This window comes from Streptomyces sp. NPDC046335 (assembly GCF_055587985.1).
Window position 1 is genome coordinate 82,616 of the sequence record NZ_JBVJFF010000012.1, and the last position, 18,467, is coordinate 101,082.

Annotated in this window: 16 protein-coding genes; 5 read left to right on the forward strand and 11 right to left on the reverse strand. The window is 72.2% G+C overall.

The genetic code is table 11. From position 1 onward, the window contains the following. Window positions 1-2 precede the first annotated feature (2 nt). Together ACZ6JY_RS28480 and ACZ6JY_RS28485 are read right to left on the reverse strand one after the other, a co-directional pair. A complete protein-coding gene (locus ACZ6JY_RS28480; RefSeq protein ID WP_447037883.1) occupies window positions 3-992 on the reverse strand; it encodes a malate dehydrogenase in 990 nt (329 codons plus the stop codon). A 400-nt stretch (window positions 993-1,392) separates the two neighbouring features. Continuing rightward, complete coding sequence (locus ACZ6JY_RS28485) at window positions 1,393-2,592, reverse strand: XRE family transcriptional regulator (RefSeq protein WP_469200285.1); 1,200 nt, start codon at window positions 2,590-2,592, stop codon at window positions 1,393-1,395. Window positions 2,593-3,101: 509 nt separating this feature from the next. Between ACZ6JY_RS28485 and ACZ6JY_RS28490 the strand changes: the two genes are divergently transcribed. Next, window positions 3,102-3,401, forward strand: a complete 300-nt coding sequence (locus tag ACZ6JY_RS28490; protein WP_469200287.1) for a hypothetical protein — start codon at window positions 3,102-3,104, stop codon at window positions 3,399-3,401. 97 nt (window positions 3,402-3,498) lie between these two features. On the opposite strand, the gene ACZ6JY_RS28495 is transcribed toward ACZ6JY_RS28490, so the two are convergent. Beyond that, the gene (locus tag ACZ6JY_RS28495) at window positions 3,499-4,188 is read right to left on the reverse strand and encodes a response regulator (protein WP_469200289.1); all 690 of its coding nucleotides are present in this window, start codon (window positions 4,186-4,188) and stop codon (window positions 3,499-3,501) included. Next, window positions 4,185-5,348, reverse strand: a complete 1,164-nt coding sequence (locus ACZ6JY_RS28500; protein ID WP_469200291.1) for a sensor histidine kinase — start codon at window positions 5,346-5,348, stop codon at window positions 4,185-4,187. The genes ACZ6JY_RS28495 and ACZ6JY_RS28500 overlap by 4 nt, the downstream gene beginning before the upstream one ends. 252 nt (window positions 5,349-5,600) lie before the next feature. On the opposite strand from ACZ6JY_RS28500, the gene ACZ6JY_RS28505 reads away from it, so the two are divergent. Further along, window positions 5,601-5,987, forward strand: a complete 387-nt coding sequence (locus tag ACZ6JY_RS28505; protein ID WP_469200293.1) for a peptidoglycan-binding domain-containing protein — start codon at window positions 5,601-5,603, stop codon at window positions 5,985-5,987. A gap of 186 nt (window positions 5,988-6,173) precedes the next feature. On the opposite strand, the gene ACZ6JY_RS28510 is transcribed toward ACZ6JY_RS28505, so the two are convergent. Together ACZ6JY_RS28510 and ACZ6JY_RS28515 are read right to left on the reverse strand one after the other, a co-directional pair. Next, window positions 6,174-6,740 (reverse strand): DUF3017 domain-containing protein, encoded by a 567-nt coding sequence (locus ACZ6JY_RS28510; protein WP_469200295.1) that lies wholly within the window; start codon window positions 6,738-6,740, stop codon window positions 6,174-6,176. Window positions 6,741-6,760: 20 nt separating this feature from the next. Beyond that, complete coding sequence (locus ACZ6JY_RS28515) at window positions 6,761-7,621, reverse strand: bifunctional methylenetetrahydrofolate dehydrogenase/methenyltetrahydrofolate cyclohydrolase (protein WP_469200297.1); 861 nt, start codon at window positions 7,619-7,621, stop codon at window positions 6,761-6,763. A 245-nt stretch (window positions 7,622-7,866) separates the two neighbouring features. Here ACZ6JY_RS28515 and ACZ6JY_RS28520 point away from each other — a divergent pair, with 245 nt between their 5' ends. Next, entirely contained in the window at window positions 7,867-8,580 is a 714-nt protein-coding gene (locus ACZ6JY_RS28520; RefSeq protein WP_469200299.1) for an RDD family protein, read from the forward strand. A 111-nt stretch (window positions 8,581-8,691) separates the two neighbouring features. On the opposite strand, the gene purH is transcribed toward ACZ6JY_RS28520, so the two are convergent. Both purH and purN read right to left on the reverse strand, forming a co-directional pair. Continuing rightward, a complete protein-coding gene (gene purH, locus ACZ6JY_RS28525; protein ID WP_469200804.1) occupies window positions 8,692-10,272 on the reverse strand; it encodes a bifunctional phosphoribosylaminoimidazolecarboxamide formyltransferase/IMP cyclohydrolase in 1,581 nt (526 codons plus the stop codon). Between the two features lie 104 nt (window positions 10,273-10,376). Further along, entirely contained in the window at window positions 10,377-11,036 is a 660-nt protein-coding gene (purN, locus tag ACZ6JY_RS28530) for a phosphoribosylglycinamide formyltransferase (RefSeq protein WP_469200806.1), read from the reverse strand. Window positions 11,037-11,358: 322 nt separating this feature from the next. Between purN and ACZ6JY_RS28535 the strand changes: the two genes are divergently transcribed. Continuing rightward, on the forward strand, window positions 11,359-12,153 hold the full coding sequence (locus tag ACZ6JY_RS28535; RefSeq protein ID WP_469200301.1) for a hypothetical protein: 795 nt from the start codon (window positions 11,359-11,361) through the stop codon (window positions 12,151-12,153). 40 nt (window positions 12,154-12,193) lie between these two features. Here the strand turns inward: ACZ6JY_RS28535 and ACZ6JY_RS28540 are convergent, their stop codons facing one another. Further along, window positions 12,194-14,605 carry a cell division protein PerM gene (locus tag ACZ6JY_RS28540; RefSeq protein ID WP_469200303.1) on the reverse strand — a complete coding sequence of 804 codons (2,412 nt, stop codon included), beginning with the start codon at window positions 14,603-14,605 and terminating at the stop codon, window positions 12,194-12,196. A gap of 150 nt (window positions 14,606-14,755) precedes the next feature. Between ACZ6JY_RS28540 and ACZ6JY_RS28545 the strand changes: the two genes are divergently transcribed. Then, the gene (locus ACZ6JY_RS28545; RefSeq protein WP_469200305.1) at window positions 14,756-15,949 is read left to right on the forward strand and encodes a sigma factor-like helix-turn-helix DNA-binding protein; all 1,194 of its coding nucleotides are present in this window, start codon (window positions 14,756-14,758) and stop codon (window positions 15,947-15,949) included. A gap of 127 nt (window positions 15,950-16,076) precedes the next feature. Here ACZ6JY_RS28545 and sucD read toward each other — a convergent pair whose 3' ends face one another. Both sucD and sucC read right to left on the reverse strand, forming a co-directional pair. Next, a complete protein-coding gene (gene sucD / locus ACZ6JY_RS28550) occupies window positions 16,077-16,961 on the reverse strand; it encodes a succinate--CoA ligase subunit alpha (protein WP_469200307.1) in 885 nt (294 codons plus the stop codon). Window positions 16,962-16,981: 20 nt separating this feature from the next. Next, window positions 16,982-18,160, reverse strand: a complete 1,179-nt coding sequence (sucC, locus tag ACZ6JY_RS28555) for an ADP-forming succinate--CoA ligase subunit beta (protein ID WP_469200309.1) — start codon at window positions 18,158-18,160, stop codon at window positions 16,982-16,984. Window positions 18,161-18,467: the final 307 nt, after the last annotated feature.

An 18,467-nucleotide genomic window follows, 5' to 3' on the forward strand; every position in this document is an offset into this window, starting at 1 on the left:
GCTCAGATGAGGCCGAGACCGCGGACGGCCTCGCGCTCCTCGGTGAGCTCCTGCACGGACGCGTCGATGCGCGTGCGCGAGAACTCGTTGATGTCCAGGCCCTGGACGATCTCGTACTTGCCGTCCTGGGTGGTGACGGGGAAGGAGGAGATGAGGCCCTCCGGAACGCCGTACGAACCATCCGACGGGACACCCATGGAGGTCCAGTCACCGGCGGCCGTGCCGTTGACCCACGTGTGGACGTGGTCGATGGCGGCGTTGGCGGCGGAGGCGGCCGAGGACGCGCCACGGGCCTCGATGATCGCGGCGCCGCGCTTGGCTACGGTCGGGATGAACTCGTCGGCGAGCCAGGCCTGGTCGCTCACGACGTCCGCGGCGTTCTTGCCGGCGATCTCCGCGTGGAAGATGTCGGGGTACTGGGTGGCCGAGTGGTTGCCCCAGATGGTGAGGCGCTTGATGTCGGAGACCGGGGCGCCGGTCTTCTTCGACAGCTGCGACAGCGCGCGGTTGTGGTCGAGGCGGGTCATCGCGGTGAAGCGCTCGGCCGGTACGTCCGGGGCGGCGGCCTGCGCGATGAGCGCGTTGGTGTTGGCCGGGTTGCCGACGACGAGGACCTTGATGTCGTCCGCGGCGTTGTCGTTGATGGCCTTGCCCTGCGGCTTGAAGATGCCGCCGTTGGCGGAGAGCAGGTCGCCGCGCTCCATGCCCTTGGTGCGGGGGCGGGCGCCGACGAGGAGGGCGACGTTGGCGCCGTCGAAGGCGACGTTCGGGTCGTCGCTGATCTCGATCGAGTTCAGCAGCGGGAAGGCACAGTCGTCGAGCTCCATGGCGGTGCCCTCGGCGGCCTTCAGGGCCGGCGTGATCTCCAGAAGGCGCAGGTTGACCGGCACGTCCGCGCCGAGCAGGTGGCCCGAGGCGATGCGGAAGAGCAGCGCGTAGCCGATCTGGCCGGCCGCGCCGGTGACGGTGACATTCACGGGAGTGCGGGTCATGGCGATCTCCGTAAGACAGCTGGCGGTGGGGTCCCGTGTCCCTCTACTGGATCCCCTGATTCCTGGATCCCCGCCGACGCCTCTTCGAGTCCTCGATCGCCTCTCGATGATCGATCTCTTGGCATCAAGAGAGATCCGCCGCCAGGCTATCGCGCCCCGGCCACCCCCGGCCGCCGGGCCCCTGTGGCCCCGCCCACAGCTTCACCGTGATGCCGGGAAAAGGGGGGCGGCCGCCACCCGGGGGGGGGGAGGGTGGCGGCCGCTGTGGGGGTGTGAACCACTCCCGTGGGGGTACCGTCCGCCTGCCCCGCGATGAACGGCTCATGCACTCCCCGCGGGAAATTGCGGAAAATTCTTTTCGGGCCCGCTCCGTGGGCGCTCCGTGAGTGCCTGCCGGTGCCTACTTCGTGCAGCCCGTCTGGCCCGAGGCCAGCGCCGCGCAGGCCTCCGCGGAGGTGCCCGCCTTGACTGCGACCATCGGCGTATACGCGTCGAAGTCCGCGTTGACCGTGCTGTCCTGCTTGGCGTCGGCGCCCTTGCCCGACCCGGTGATCGTCACCTTGTCGCCCGGCGTGGCCTGGGTGATGCGCGCCCACGCCGCCCCGCAGGTCTTGCTGTAGCGCACCTCGACGAGCGTCTTGCCGACCGTGGCCCGCGAGGTGGTCTCCGCCAGCTCGCCGCCGCAGCCCATGTTCTCGGGGTCCTTGCCCGCGCAGTCGGCGCCGCTGCACTTGACGCCCGCGGGCAGCTTCGCCTCGCTGGTGGTGGGGGACTTGGACGGCTCGGCCTTGTCGTTCTTCTTGTCGCCGCCGCCGAGGTCGGTCAGGAAGACCGCCGCCGCGATCACGACGAGGGCTCCGACCACCCCCGCGAGGAACATCGTCAGCTTCCGCTTGCGCCGCTGCCCGTCGGACGGGTCACCGCCCGGTCCGGCCGCCCGCGGGCCGCCCGGCGGCTGTCCCGCTCCCCCGGCCACGGCGCCCGCGCCGAAGGCCGACGCGGAGGCGTCGCCGTACGAGGAGGGAGCCCCGTACGCGGAGTCGGGGCCCTGGGCGCCCGGGGCGCCCGGGACGGGGTGGGAGGCCGGGGTGCGCGGCGGCACCGTGGGAGACACGCCCGCGGGACCCGCCACGCCCGTCAAGCCGCCGACGCCCGCGGAGCCGTTGCGCGCCGGGGCCGCGTCGTCCTTGGCGGACGGCTTGGCGGACGGCTTGCCGGACTTCGGCCTGGACTTGGCGGCGGAGGACGCCTGGCGCTGTTCCGCCTCCTTCAGCGCGGCCCGCGCCTGGGATATGCGTATCGCCTGCATGGTCATGTCGTGGCGCATCTCGGAGCGGCTCCACGCGCGCTCCGCCAGCTCCCACAGGGTGATGAGGTGCACGGGCGGCGTGCCCGTCACCTCGGCCAGCGCGACGATCGCACCCTTGGGCGCGAGCAGCCGCCCGTTCAGATAGCGCTCCCACGACGTCTTGCTGTAGCCGGTCCGGTCCGAGACCGCCGCGATGCTCAGACCGCTGCGGTCCACGAGCCTGCGGAGCTGGTCGGCGAACTCCCTGACCTCAGGGTCGAGCTCGTCCGGCAGCGCCTTCCAACGAGGCATTACTCCCCCTATTCCCCCCGTACGTGCCTGTCGTGCCCCCGTACGTACCTGTCCCGCGCCCGCGCCTGCCGGGCCGCCGCCCTACCGAGAGGGATGCGCGGAGCCAGGATGTCAGTTCCCGCGGTCCGCCCAACAGTGTCCCACCGCCGCGTGATGGCCGGTCACGTACATCGGACCAGGGTCGTTGCACGCCTTCGAACACGATTGCGGAATGGTCACCTCCGTGCCACAGGGGCCAGGCAGGCCTTGAACGATGTTGGCGCGTCCATGACTCTGGATCACGAGCGGAACACACCGCTTACATCGGGTGATTCCCCCGGGAATCATTCCTCTCGACGGCGGTGCCCGTCCTCCCACGGGGGAGAGGACGGGCACCGTCTTCATCGCGTTCCACGAGTACCGGTGGCGATTGGCCCGAAAGGGCGTACTTCGGCCAAGTCTGCGGCCCCGGGCCCCCGGAGATCGGCAGAGTGCAGGGGCAACACACGCACTCACGAAGGGACCCGTACATGAAGTACGGCAAGCGTCTCGCGGGCGGCCTCGTCGCCGCCTCCGCCATCCTCGGCACCTGTCTCGCCACGGCCCCCGCGGCCGAGGCCACGGTGCGGGGCACCGCTCCGGCCTGCGTGAAGCGGGACGTGATCAAGCACCGGAAGTACGTCAAGGTCACGAACAACTGCCGCGAGGCCATGCACCTGAAGGTCGTCATCGACTGGGGCAGCGACTCGCCCTGCCTCACGTACCAGCCGGGCCAGCAGTGGGAGTGGAACTGGGGCCGCGGCTCCTACGGAAAGGTCGTCACCTGCTGAACGGAGGCCGCCGGGGGCCGTCTCGGGCCCCCGGTCCCGATGCCCGGGGAGCCCACAGCGCTCACTGAGTTCACGGAGCTCACGGTGTTCCCGGAGCTCACGGTGTTCCCGGAGTGACGAGGCCCGACTCGTAGGCCACGACCACCGCCTGGGCCCTGCTGTCCAGGTCGAGCTTGCTCATGGTGCGGTTGAGGTGCGTCTTTACGGTGGCCTCGCTGATGTAGAGCCGCTCGGCGATGTCCGCGTTGGTCAGGCCGCGCGCGATCAGCTTCAGGACCTCCACCTCGCGCCCGGTCAGCGCCGCCAGGTCGGGTGGCGGATCGCCCTTGTCGCCGCCGGCGGGCCCCGCCGTCTGCCGCGCGAACGCCTCGACGAGGCGGCGCGTCACGCTGGGCGCGAAGAGCGCGTCGCCGCCGCCGACCGCCGCCACCGCGGCGAGCAGCCGCTCCGGCCCCGAGTCCTTGAGCAGAAACCCCGAGGCCCCGGCGCGCAGCGCCCCGTACACGTACTCGTCGAGGTCGAAGGTGGTCAGGACCAGGACCCGCGGCGCGGGTTCGGACGCCTGGGCGAGGATTTTCGCGGTGGCCGTGATGCCGTTCATGCCGGGCATCCGGATGTCCATGAGGATGACGTCGGGCCGCGTACGGGCGGCGAGCGCCACGGCCTCGTCGCCGTCGCCCGCCTCGCCCACGACCTCGATGCCGGGCGCGGCACGCAGCAGACCGACCAGTCCCGCGCGGATGAGGAACTGGTCGTCCACCACAAGTACTTTGACGGAGCCGGTCATCCCGTGGTGTCGTCCCCCCGCGGCGCGGCGCCGGCCGAGGTCGGCAGGGTGAGGCGCACGGCGAATCCCCCCTCGCTCAGCGGGCCGATGCTGATCGTCCCGCCGTAGAGCTTGGCCCGCTCCCGCATACCAATCAAGCCGTGCCCCGCGCCTGTCCTCACCTTGTCCGGAATCACCCCCTCACCATCGTTGGTGACGGAGACCTCGATGTGGCGGTGCCGGTAGGCGAGTTCCACGGCGGTGCCCGCGCCGCCCGCGTGCTTCAGTACGTTGGTCAGCGCCTCCTGCACCACGCGGTACGCGCACAGCTCGACGCCGGGCGCGAGCGGCCGCGGGGTTCCCGTCACGCGCAGCTCGACCGGGATTCCCCCGGCCCGTACCCGCTCGACCATCTCGTCGAGACGGGCGAGGCCCGGCATGGGCGCCTCCGGCGCGCCGTCCTCGTCGTCGCCGTCCTCGGCGCGCAGCACCCGCAGCATGCGGCGCAGCTCTTCGAGCGCCTCGCCGCTGGTGCCCGCGATGGTGCCGAGCGCGGCGCGCGCCGTGGGCGGGTCCGAGCCGAAGACGAACGTCGCGAGGCCCGCCTGCACGGATATGACCGACATGTGGTGCGCCACGACGTCGTGCAGCTCCCGCGCGATCCTGCCGCGCTCCTGCGCGACCTCGCGCCTGGCCCGCTCGTCCTGCTCCCTCTTGAGCTGCCGGGCCAGTTCGGCCGTACGGCGCGCGGCGTTGCCGAAGCGCCAGATCACCAGGGGGAAACCGACGGCCTGGGCGACGACCGCGGGCATCGCCGCGCCCTCGTCGAGCAGGCCCGCGTAGATCCATACGGTGCCCATGAGGACCGCGCAGGGCAGGGAGACGCGGGCGGGCCGCGCGGACGCCACGGTGTAGACGGCGAGCATGGGCGCGAAGGTGTTCAGAACGGGCCAGTACCCGGCGGTGACGTACACGATCCACACCGCGTGCACGACGAGGAGCACGGTCAGCGGTGCCCTGCCGCGCAGCACCGCGGGCAGGTTGACGAGGGCCACCAGCGCATAACCGAGGGGGTCGAGTTCCGGCCAGCCCTGCCGGGCGGACTCCTGGCCGAGCAGCACGGCCACCGTGGTCAGGGCTACCGCGATGAGCGCGTCGACGACGACGGGGCGGATGCGCATCGCCGCAGCGTAACCCCCGTCCTGGCGGCGGCACGTCAACCTTCCGCGGTACCGCGGAAGTTGTAGGAACCGCGCGGCTACGGCGTTCGGCGTGCCCGAACGTCAACCCGGCGTGTGACGACGCCTCCCGGGGCTCCGCCGTAACTTCTTGCACCAGCAGCACGGCACCGGCCGACCACCGGTACCGGCTCGGACCGCGGGCCGTCGGGGGACCCAACGGGGGGACCCGGCCCGCGGCCACGAAAGGGAGACATGATCACTCGCAAGCGCATCGGGCTGGCCGTCGCGACGGCCGCCCTCGGCTCAGGCCTGGCCATCGCACCGGCCGCCACCGCCGCGCCGGCGGCCACCGCCCCGGCGGCCCAGGACGTGCACGCCGCCTACTCCTGCGGCTACTACTCCGGGACCGCGCTGACCAAGGCCGGTCAGACGGGCACCGCCGCGAAGAAGCGGATCAAGGAAGTGCAGTGCCTGATCAACCGGAACACCAGCTACCCGACGCTCCTCGGCGTGGACGGGAAGTTCGGCACCAAGACGTACAACGCGGTGAAGACCGTCCAGAAGAAGGCCAGGATCTCCGTCGACGGCCAGGTCGGCAAGAACACCTGGGCCAAGCTGCGCGGCGGCGTCTGGTGGTAGTCCGCGCCTGAAGCGGTCAGAAACGACGGTGGCCCGTCCCTCCGGGGGAGGACGGGCCACCGTCACGCACTGCTCGGGGCACGGGAGCGCGGGCGCGGGCGCCGGGTCCGGGCGGTGCCGGGCGCCGGGTCCGGGTGCGGGGCCCGGGTCCCGATGCCGGAGCCGGGTGCGGGGTGCGGCGTCGGGTCAGCTGTCGATCGTGAAGTGGAGCGTGTCGTCCAGGAACGGGATCTCCAGGACCGGCTCCGGCTGCGCCATCAGGGCCAGCAGGACGATGGCCCCGCCGAGCACCCCGTACGTCACCATGTCCGTGAACCGCGAGCGCACCGCCAGCATGCCGACGTCCGGCAGCGCCCACCGCAGCACGGCTCCGCCGATGAGCGCCAGGCCGACCAGCACCGTGCCCAACCTGAACACGTCGAGCGCGGTGAGCAGCAGTCCGAGCCCGACCAGGCCGATGACGCCGAGCAGCGGCCACTGGCGGGCGGGGGCGGGGGCGTCGCCGGGAGCCGCGCGGCCGCCGCCCTCGGGGCGGGCGGTGTCACGGGTGAACAGCGGGAAGCGGCGTGAGACCTTCCGCGGCTCGCCGTCGGGCCCCGGCGCGCTGACGGCGCCCCTGGCCGCGACGTTCTCCGGCTCCGGTTCCGGCGCCTCACCGGCCGGGTGCGCCCCGGAGGCCCCGGAGGCCCCAGAGGCGCCGTCCGGCTCCGCCTCGGCGGACTCCGCTGATTTCCGCTCGGACTCTGCGTTCATGAGCGCGCCCCTTCCCCGGGTCAGCTCGCGGCGGCGTTGCGCTCGGCGGCCTCGACCACGTTCACCAGGAGCTGGGCGCGGGTCATCGGGCCGACGCCGCCCGGGTTCGGCGAGATCCATCCGGCGACCTCGGCGACGCCCGGGTGGACGTCCCCGACGATCTTGCCGCTCTCGTCGCGCGAGACGCCGACGTCCAGGATCGCGGCGCCCGGCTTCACGTCCTCGGGCTTGATGAGGTGCGGGACACCCGCGGCGGCCACGATGATGTCGGCCCGCTTCAGGTGCGCGGCGAGGTCACGGGTGCCGGTGTGGCACTGCGTGACCGTGGCGTTCTCGGACTTGCGGGTGAGCAGCAGCGGCATCGGCCGGCCGATGGTGACACCGCGCCCGACGACCACGACCTCGGCGCCCTTGATCTCCACGCCGTGCTGCCGCAGCAGCCGGATGATGCCGTACGGGGTGCAGGGCAGCGGGGCCGGCTCGTTCAGGACGAGGCGGCCGAGGTTCATCGGGTGCAGGCCGTCGGCGTCCTTGTCCGGGTCCATGAGCTCCAGGACGCGGTTCTCGTCGATGCCCTTGGGGAGCGGGAGTTGGACGATGTAGCCGGTGCAGGCGGGGTCGTCGTTGAGTTCGCGCACGACCGCCTCGATCTCCTCCTGGGAGGCCGTGGCGGGCAGTTCGCGCTGGATGGAGGCGATGCCGACCTGCGCGCAGTCGCGGTGCTTGCCCGCGACGTACTTCTGGCTGCCCGGGTCGTCGCCGACCAGGACGGTACCGAGTCCGGGCGTGACGCCCTTCTCCTTCAGGGCCGCCACGCGGGCGGTCAGTTCGGACTTGATCGCGGCTGCGGTGGCCTTGCCATCGAGAATCTGGGCGGTCATGACCCCATCTTCCCGGATGAGGGCCGCCCGGTTCCAATCAGGGCGCCACCGCGTCTCGCCCGCTGATCAGCGAGGTTGCACTTGCACAACACATGCGTTGCGCGGCTGGACAAATAAGCCATGGCTAAAGAACCATGTGCGGCACAGTGCCGCGGGCAGTGTCGGGGGGACGGACCGCATCTGTAACGCCTTCCTCCGTGATGTGCCGCGTCGTCCCCGCACCATCCCGACGGAGGAAGACCGCCATGAGTTACGGCGACCCCAACAACCCCTACGGTCAGCAGCCGCCGCAGGGACAGCCCGGCTACGGCCAGGCGCCGGGCCAGCCCGGCTACGGCTATCCCCAGCAGGCCCCGCAGGGCGTCCCGCAGCAGGGCTACGGCTACCAGCAGCAGCCCCCGGCGTCCCCGTACGGCGCGTACCCGCAGCAGCCCGGCGGCGGCTACGGCTACCAGGGCGGCGGTCCCACCGTGGCGTCCATGGGTCGCCGCTTCGGCGCCCGCGTGATCGACGGCGTGGCGTTCGGCATCATCTACGGCATCCTCGGCGCGATAGGCGTCGCCGGCGTCATGGGTGCGGCCTCGGACTGCGACCCCGGCTCGACCAACTACCAGAGCTGCGTGAACGACGCCAGCTCCGACTTCGCGTCCAGCATGGGCGCCGCGATCGCCGTCTTCGCGATCGTCGGCCTGCTCTACGAGTGGCTGATGACGGCCCTCGTCGGCGGCACGCTCGGCAAGCTCGCCGTCGGCGTCCGCGTCATCGACGCCGAGACCGGCCGCAAGCCCGGCATCGGCGCGGCCTTCATCCGCTACATCATTCCGATGGTCGGCTCCCTGGCCTGCGGCATCGGCGCGCTCCTCGTCTACCTGTCCCCGTTCTGGGACAAGACCGGGCGTCAGCAGGGCTGGCACGACAAGGCCGGCAAGACGATGGTGGTCCAGCGCTCCAACAACTAGCGCGCCGCCGCCGCGTCGCGGTACGCGCGAAGGCCGCGCCTTTCCGGAAGGAAAGACGCGGCCTTCGCCATGTCCGGCTGCTGCTCAGGGCTCAGAGTCCGGGCTCGGGGCTCAGTGGAAGAAGTGCCGGGTCCCCGTGAAGTACATCGTGACGCCCGCCTTCTTCGCCGCCTCGACGACCAGCTCGTCGCGGACCGAACCGCCCGGCTGGACCACGGCCTTGACGCCCGCCGCGGTCAGGATCTCCAGGCCGTCGGGGAAGGGGAAGAACGCGTCGGAGGCCGCGTAGGAGCCGCGGGCCCGCTCCTCGCCCGCCCGCTCGACGGCGAGCTTCGCGGAGTCGACGCGGTTGACCTGGCCCATGCCGACGCCGACCGAGGCGCCGTCCTTGGCGAGCAGGATCGCGTTGGACTTCACCGCGCGGGACGCCTTCCACGCGAACGCGAGCTCGGCGAGTTCGCTCTCGCTCAGGGCGTCACCCGTGGCGAGCGTCCAGTGGGCGGGGTCGTCGCCCTCGGCCTGGAGGCGGTCGGTGACCTGGAGCAGCGCGCCGCCGTCGATCTGCTTGACCTCGACCGCGTTGGACGGTGCCCGGTCGGCGCGCAGCACACGGATGTTCTTCTTCTTGGTGAGGGCTTCGAGGGCGCCGTCCTCGTAGTCCGGCGCGACGATGACCTCGGTGAAGATCTCGGCGACCTGCTCGGCCATCTCCTTGGAGACCGGGCGGTTGACCGCGATCACACCGCCGAACGCGGACAGCGGGTCGCAGGCGTGTGCCTTGCGGTGCGCCTCGGCGACGTCCGCGCCGACCGCGATGCCGCACGGGTTGGCGTGCTTGATGATCGCGACGCAGGGCTCGTCGTGGTCGTACGCGGCACGGCGCGCGGCGTCCGTGTCCGTGAAGTTGTTGTACGACATCTCCTTGCCGTGGAGCTGCTCGGCCTCGGCGAGGCCGCCCGTGCCGTCGACGTAGAGAGCGGCGCCCTGGTGGGGGTTCTCGCCGTAGCGGAGCACGTTCTTGCGCTCGTAGGTCGCGCCCATGAACTCGGGGAAGCCGGACTCGTCGGCCGCCGCGTAGCCCTCCGCGAACCAGCCGGCGACTGCCACGTCGTACGCGGCCGTGTGCTGGAAGGCCTCGCCCGCGAGGCGCTTGCGCGCGGGCAGGTCGAAGCCGCCGGCCTGGACGGCCGCGAGCACGTCGGCGTACCGCTCGGGGTCGGTGACGACCGCGACCGAGGGGTGGTTCTTGGCGGCGGCGCGGACCATCGAGGGGCCGCCGATGTCGATCTGCTCGACGCACTCGTCGGGCGTCGCGCCCGAGGCGACGGTCTCCTTGAACGGGTAGAGGTTCACGACCACGAGCTGGAAGGGCTCGACGCCCAGCTCGGCGAGCTGGTCGCGGTGGTCCTCCAGGCGCAGGTCGGCGAGGATGCCCGCGTGGACCTTCGGGTGCAGCGTCTTGACGCGGCCGTCCAGGCACTCGGGGAAGCCGGTCAGCTCCTCGACCTTGGTGACGGGCACCCCGACGGCGGCGATCTTCGCGGCGGTCGAGCCGGTGGAGACCAGCTCGACGCCCGCCTCGTGCAGCCCGCGCGCGAGCTCTTCCAGGCCGGTCTTGTCGTAAACGCTGACGAGCGCGCGCTTGATCGGGCGCTGCGTGGCGTCCGGCGACGCGGACGCGGACGCGGTCACTGGTGCGTTCGCGGTCGCGGTCGCGTTCGTGCTCGCGGTTGCGTTCGTGCTCGCGGTTGCGTTCACGTTCGCATTCGCGTTCGCGGCGTTCTTAGCTTCGGCGGTCACGGGATAAGAACCTTTCGTCCCTCAATGCGGTAGCCGTGCCGGGCCAGACGCCCCACGACATCGACGAGCAGCGTGCGCTCGACTTCCTTGATGCGCTCGTGCAGAGCGCTCTCGTCGTCCTCGTCCCGGACCTCGACCACGCCCTGGGCGATGATCGGGCCGGTGTCGACGCCGTCGTCGACGAAGTGGACGGTGCAACCGGTGACCTTCACGCCGTACGCGAGCGCGTCGCGCGCACCGTGGGCCCCCGGAAAACTGGGCAGCAGCGCGGGGTGCGTGTTCACGAACCGCCCGCCGAAGCGCGCGAGGAACTCCTTCCCCACGATCTTCATGAACCCGGCGGAGACCACCAGGTCGGGGCCGTACGCGGCCGTCGCCTCGGCCAGGGCCACGTCCCACGCCCCGCGGGTCTCGTGGTCCCTCACCCGGCAGACGAAGGTCGGGATCCCGGCACGCTCCGCGCGCTCCAGGCCCGCGATGCCGTCGCGGTCGGCGCCGACGGCGACGATCTCGGCGCCGTAGCCCTCGGCCCCCTCGGCGCGGATCGTGTCGAGCAGGGCCTGGAGGTTCGTGCCCGAACCGGACACCAGGACGACGAGCCGCTTGGGGCGCCCGACTGATTCGGGGCGCTCGGCTGGTTCGGGGCGCCCGACCACAGCGTTCTTGGCCACAGCGGGGCCCTTTCTCGGGAGGTGCGTCTCGGGAGGTGCGTCTCGTTACGCGTGTCTTGTACGTGCGACTCGGCGCGCGCGTGGCTTTGTACGGTCATACGAAGGCTTCGCGTCCCTCGATACGGGGAACCCTACGAAGCGGCCGACCGCCAGCAACGATACCGGCACACGGAACCGCCCCTCACGGGACGGGGGCGCGGGCGGAGGGTAGCGTCTGCGGGAAAGCGCCCCAATACCGACGAACGCCGAGTTGCCGAGCCGCACATGGGCTCCACCACGGCCCTACCAAAGGGAAGACGCACACCAGATGCCGGACCGTAGCCGCCCTTCGTCTCCACCGCAGGACCCCGACTCCCAGGGACCGGAGTCCCAGGACGCGGGTGCCCGGGGAACGGGCAAGGACGACGACAACCCCTTCGCGCCGCCGCCGGAGGGGACTCCGGACCGGCCGTGGCAGCCGCGCCGCCCCTCGGAAGACTCGTCGGGCGACTCCTCGGGGAACGATTCCGACCGCTCCGGCGGCTCCGACGGCTCCGGGCGGAACTCGCCGTGGGGCAGTCAGTGGAGCGACCGCCAGCCGGGCCGCTCCCAGGGCGGCTTCGGCGAGCGCCCCGGCCGACGGGACAATTCCGGCCAGGACGACGCCGCCAAGTCCGGCGGCGGTGGGCCGCGCTGGGACCCGACGGACCCCGCGCAGCGGCGAGCGCGCTACGCCCTGCTCTCCGGCATGTGGGCCTTCTTCTTCGCACTGTTCGGCTGGCGGTACGTCGCGCTGCTGCTCGGCGCGCTGGCGCTGAGCTGGGCCATCCAGTCCCTGCGCGCGAAGCCGCGCACACCGGACCCGACGGCCCCGGCTCCCGCGCAGGGCGGCGCGGGGCAGCGGCCCGCGGCCTCGACGACGAGGCCGCAGACGACGGCCGCGATCAGCGGCCTGGTGACGGGGGCGCTCGCGCTGCTCATGGTGGCGGGGACGTTCACGGCGCAGCTCGTGTACCAGGACTACTACACGTGCGTGGACGACGCGCTCACGACCACCTCGCAGCAGGCCTGCGAGGATCTGCTGCCCGAGCAGCTACGACCGCTTCTGGGGGAGCAGGACTAGGGCCTGGCGGCTTCGGCGGCCTGGGCTGGTCCGGCTTGGGTCAACCGCGCCGGCCGGGCTTGGACCTGCCCGGCTTGGACCGCCGGTTGCCCCGGTCCGGCCCGGTGTCAGGGGGCGACGCCGGGGCCGGGGGGACGCTCGCGGCCGGGGGCGGTGGCGCGACCGCGGGCTCGGATGCAGGCGCGGCTGAAGGGCCGGCCTGCGGTGCGGGCGCGGGCGGTGCAGGTGCCGGTGCGGCCTCCGGCGAAGCCGTGGGTGCGGATACGGGCGTGGCCTCGGGCGAAGCCGTGGATGGGGGCGTGACCGTGGCGTCGGGCCCAGGCGGTGGCCAAGGCGTGGCAGCAGGGCTGACCTCAGGCTCGGCCATGGCCCTGGCCGTGGCTTCGGGCGTAGCCGTGGCCTCCGGCGAAGCCGTGGGGGCGGGCATGGCGGCTTCGGGGGAATCCGCAGCCATGGGCGCGGCCCCAGCCATGGCCATGACCGGTGGCGAAGCCGTGGTCGCGGGGCTGGCCTGGGGCGAAGCCGAGGTCGCGGGCCCCGCCTGCGGCGAGACCGTGGCCGCCGAGCCGACCTGAGACGAAGCCGAGGTCGCGGGTCCCGCCAGGGGCGAACCCGTGCTCGCAGGGCCCGCCTGCGGCGAAACCATGCCCGCCGAGCCGACCTTGGACGAAGCCGTGGTCGCGGACCCCGCCTGGGGCGAAGCCGAGGTCGCGGGCCCCGCCTGGGCCGAAACCGTGCTCGCCGACCCCGCCTGGGGCGAAGCCGAGGTCGCGGACCCCGCCTGCGGCGAAACCGTGGTCGCGGGGCCCGCCTGGGACGAAACCATGGCCGCCGAGCCAACCTGGGACGAAGCCGAGGTCGCGGACCCCACCTGGGGCGAACCCGTGCTCGCAGGCCCCGCCTGCGGCGAAACCGTGGTGGCCGAGCCCCCCTGGGGCGAAACCGTGGGCATGGCCGTGGGCGAAGCCGTGGCCGTTGGGTCGGGGGCGTCCTGGAGCGGCGGGGCCGGCTGTCCTGCCCGTGCGGGCCACAGCCGGGACAGGCGGGGGCGCGGCAGCGGCGGACGTGGCAGCCGGGGCCGCGGCAGGGCTCCGGAGAACGGCAGGCCGAGCCGCGTGGCCCACCGGGGGCGCCTGCCGGCCGCCACCAGCAGACGCCAGGCCCGTACGGCGAGGGCCACGGGTACCGCGACCACCGCCGTCCACCCCAGCGCCGCCGCCCCCACCAGCCACCACGCAGGACCGAAGTCGGCCAGGACCGCCACGCCCATCGGCCCGCCCGCCAGCGCCGCGAGCGCCGCCATGGCCGCCCCGCACAGCACCGCGGACGCCGCAGCACCCGCGGCGGTACGCACCGCCGACCAGACCTCTGTCCGCTCCCCGAAGGCGGGCGCCGCCGCCTGGACGACCAGCCAGGCCACGACGCACCCCGCCGCCACCGGCACCACGAGGACCACCGTGCCGAGCAGCCCCCCGAGCCCCGCCGCGGGCACCGCCTCAAGCAGGGGGAACGGCGGCATCCGCGGCCCCTCCTCCACCACCCCGGGAGTCACCAGGGTGCCCGTGCCGAGGGCGAAGCCGGGACCGAGGGCGTAGGCCGCGCCCCACACCGCGGCGTTCGGCACCAGGGCCAGGGCCAGCAGGATCACCGCGAAGCTGCCCGACCACACGTTCGTGATCTCGCCGAACGACGCCTGGACCGGCCCGAGGTGCAGCACGAGGGCCACCGCGACGAGCAGCGCACCGCCGCCGACGAGTGCCAGCGCGCCCGCGGCCCCCGCCCGCGCCACGGCCAGCACACTGCGGCGTACGAAGAGCCTCCGTACGACACAGGACCGTACCCAGACGGGCAGCGCGTTCAGGGCGGGCCACATCGACACCGGCAGAGGACCGCGGGGGTGCCCGTGCGCGGCCCACACCCCGAACCCGGCGGCCACCGCCACCAACAGCGGCACGTGCACCACGGCACCGAACCAGTCGGGCCTCGGCTCGCCGCCCGATGCGTACAGCAGTGCGCACAGGGCGACCAGCAGATACCCCGACACCACCCCGTACCACGCCGTCCGTACGGGGTGACCGCGCGCCTCGGGAGCCGCCGCGCCCCACGCCGCCCGGTGCGCGAGCCAGCCCGGCAGGGCGACGAGGAGCAGCGGAGTGATCCCGACCGGCGCCGGCACGCCCGAGGTGGTGTCCGCCCTGATCAGATCGGTGCCGTGCGCGAGGAACCAGAGGCTCGCCACGACCCGCAGCACCCCGCCGGGCCCGCTGTCCGGGTAGGGCGAAGCGATCCACGGCATCATCACGAGGACGGCGAGGGCGCCGAGACCGAGGCAGGCGGCGATGGCCCCGAGCGCCATGCAGGCGGCCAGGCCGGGGGGACAGTCGCGCAACCGTTCGCGCGACTGTTTCACGGGCGGCGGCGGCGCTGCGCTGTGATCGGTCGTTAGGGTCACCCCGCCATGCTGCCAACGACACGCGCTTTCTCTGCGTAACAGGCGAATATCGGATGTGTCGCCCAATATACGTTTATGTAACTATTCGTACTGCGGACGGCCGCGCCCGGCAGTCCGCGGTGCGTCGGCCCACGCTGCGGAGAGTCCGACATGACCCAGAGCCCTGCCACGTCTCTGCCGTCCCCCAAGGAACGACGCAGGCTGCGCGAGGCGAAGTCGCTGACCCGGGCCGAGCTCGCCGCAACGCTCGGCGTCTCCCCCGAGACGGTCCGCCTCTGGGAGTCCGGCCGCGTACACCCACAGGGCCACGAAGGCAGAACATACGCAAAACTCCTGACCGCCTTGGCCACCCCCCCAAAGCGACCGACCCGCCCTACTGAGCAGGCGGCGCGGGCGGCGCGAGCCGAGCGAGTCGATCGAGTCCGGCCAGTGTCGGAGCCACGTACCCACCTGGGCCCCAGCAACCCTGGGAACCCCGGCAACTCCGGTAACCCCGGCAGCCCCAAGTACCCCAGAAGCCGCAACAACCCCACCCGCTCCACTCACTCCGCCGACTCCACCGCCCCCGTCCACCCCTCCCAGGCCTTCGACGCCCTCTGTGCCCGCACCGCTCCCGCTCTGGTCCGGCAGGCCTTTCTGCTCACCGGCAGGCGGAGTCTGGCCCAGGAGTCGGTGGAGCGCGCCTTTCAGCAGGCGTGGCAGCGGTGGCCCGAGGTGGCCGTGGACCGCGACCCCGCGGGCTGGGTACGCGCCGCCGTGCACGAGTACGCGACGTCCCCCTGGCACCGCTTCCGCCCCGGCCTGCGTCACCCGGACGCCCCGCCCGCCGACCCGGCCGACCGCGCCCTCTTCGACGTACTCCTGGGTCTGCCGCCCGCCCAGCGCCGCGCCCTGCTGCTCTACGACGGCGTGGGACTCGACCTGCCGGAGACCGCCGCCGAGATGGAGGCGAGCACTCCGGCCACCGCGTACCGCCTGACGCACGCGCGCGAGGCGGTGGCCGCCGCCCTCCCCGAACTGGCGTGCCCCGAGGAACTTCACCGCCGCCTCGCCGAACTGGGCGCCACCGCGGGCCTCCGGCCCCCCGAGGCCGGACCACTCCGCGTCCGCGGCGAGCACCGCACCCGCGCGGGGACCCGCACGGCGATCGCCTTCACGGCACTGATCGTCGGCGCGACGACCCTGACGCTGCAAACGGCCCCGACCCGCTACGAGGCGCCCCTCTCCCCCGGCAGGGCGATCAACGGCGTCCCCCCGCACATGGGCCCCTCCCCCCTGACGGACACGTCCCGAGCCCTGCACACCTACCTCGACGCCCAGCTCTCGAACGTCCGGTGCCACTGACCCCCGGCCTTCGGGGAACACTTCACGCCACCCCAGAAGGGTCGGGGAGATGACAGAGGTGTGCCCGCGTCTCGTGTGAGATGCGGGCCCACTCCTGAAACCGCTGGGCCAGAGGCCAGGGACCTGCTCAGCCGGCGAGGATCTCGCGCGCGAGCTTGGCGGTCTCGGTCGGCGTCTTGCCGACCTTGACGCCGGCGGCCTCAAGGGCCTCCTTCTTCGCGGCGGCCGTGCCGGAGGAGCCGGAGACGATGGCGCCCGCGTGGCCCATCGTCTTGCCCTCGGGGGCCGTGAAGCCCGCGACGTAGCCGACGACCGGCTTCGTCACGTTGGCCTTGATGAAGTCCGCCGCGCGCTCCTCGGCGTCGCCGCCGATCTCACCGATCATGACGATCAGGTCGGTCTCGGGGTCGGCCTCGAACGCCTCGAGGGCGTCGATGTGCGTCGTGCCGATGACCGGGTCGCCACCGATGCCGACGGCCGACGAGAAGCCGATGTCACGGAGCTCGTACATCATCTGGTACGTCAGCGTGCCGGACTTCGAGACCAGGCCGATGCGGCCCGGCTTCGTGATGTCGCCCGGGATGATGCCGGCGTTCGACTGGCCCGGGGTGATGAGACCGGGGCAGTTCGGGCCGATGATGCGGGTCTTGTTGCCCTTCGACTTCGCGTACGCCCAGAAGGCGGCGGAGTCGTGGACGGCGATGCCCTCGGTGATGACGACCGCGAGGGGGATCTCGGCGTCGATGGCCTCGACGGCGGCGGCCTTGGAGAAGGCCGGCGGCACGAAGAGGACGGAGACGTTGGCGCCCGTCTTCTCCATGGCCTCCTTGACGGTGCCGAAGACCGGTACCTCGGTGCCGTCGAAGTCGACGGACTGGCCGGCCTTGCGCGGGTTCACGCCACCGACGATGTTGGTGCCGTCACCCAGCATGAGCTTGGTGTGCTTCATGCCCGTGGCACCGGTCATGCCCTGGACGATGACCTTGCTGTCCTTGTTGAGGAAGATAGCCATGGCTGTTTGGTCCCTGGTCCTTACTTCGCGGCGGCGAGCTCGGCGGCCTTGTCGGCCGCGCCGTCCATGGTGTCCACGCGCTGCACGAGCGGGTGGTTGGCATCGCTGAGGATCTTGCGACCCAGCTCCGCGTTGTTGCCGTCGAGGCGCACGACCAGCGGCTTCTCGACCTTCTCGCCCTTGGACGCGAGCAGCTCCAGGGCCTGCACGATGCCGTTGGCGACCTCGTCGCACGCGGTGATGCCACCGAACACGTTGACGAAGACGGACTTGACGTCCGAGTCGCCGAGGATGATCTCCAGGCCGTTCGCCATGACCTCGGCGGAGGCGCCGCCACCGATGTCGAGGAAGTTGGCGGGCTTCACGCCGCCGTGCGCCTCACCGGCGTACGCGACGACGTCGAGGGTGCTCATGACGAGACCCGCGCCGTTGCCGATGATGCCGACCTCGCCCTCGAGCTTCACGTAGTTGAGGTTCTTGGCCTTGGCGGCAGCCTCGAGCGGGTTGGCTGCGGCCTTGTCCTCGAGCGCCTCGTGCTCGGGCTGGCGGAAGTCGGCGTTCTCGTCGAGCGAGACCTTGCCGTCCAGGGCCAGGATGCGACCGTCCTTGGTCTTCACCAGCGGGTTGACCTCGACGAGGAGCGCGTCCTCGGCGACGAAGGTGTCCCACAGGGTCACCATGGCCTCGGCGACACCCTCGGCCACCTCGGCCGGGAACTTCGCCTGGGCCACGATCTCGCGGGCCTTCTCGATGTTCACGCCCTCGACGGCGTTGACCGGGACCTTCGCGAGGGCCTCGGGGGTCTTCTCCGCGACCTCCTCGATGTCCATGCCGCCCTGCACCGACGCCATGGCGAGGAACGTGCGGTTGGTGCGGTCGAGGAGGTACGAGACGTAGTACTCCGCCTCGATCTCCGGGGACAGCTCGGCGATCATCACCTTGTGGACCGTGTGGCCCTTGATGTCCATCCCGAGGATGTCCGTCGCGCGAGCGACGGCCTCGTCCGGCGTCGCCGCCAGCTTCACGCCGCCGGCCTTGCCGCGGCCGCCGACCTTCACCTGCGCCTTGACGACCGACTTGCCGCCCAGCCGCTCGGTGGCCTCGCGCGCCGCCTCAGGCGTGTCGATGACTTCACCGGCCAGCACCGGTACACCGTGCTTGGCGAAGAGGTCCCTCGCCTGGTACTCGAACAGGTCCACGCGCGTCCGTCCCTAATCCGTGATCTCGCTGCGATCTCGCTGCTTTGGTGTCAGCTGTCTGCGTGGGCGTGCCGCGGAGGGCAACGTGACTGCGCTGTCACAAGGGAGGCGTAGGACGGAGTCCAGTACGCGGCATGTCCGTCTCGCAGGTTATCGCCGTGGGCCGCGCCTCCCTAAATCGCAGATCACATTTGGGCGGTGATGACGGTCACAGATCGTGCGCCGCAGGGCACCTGAACGGCTCGGATCGCGGCCCGGGCCCGCCCGTTTGCTCCCGTTGCTCCGGCAATCGGCCACCGTACGAGAC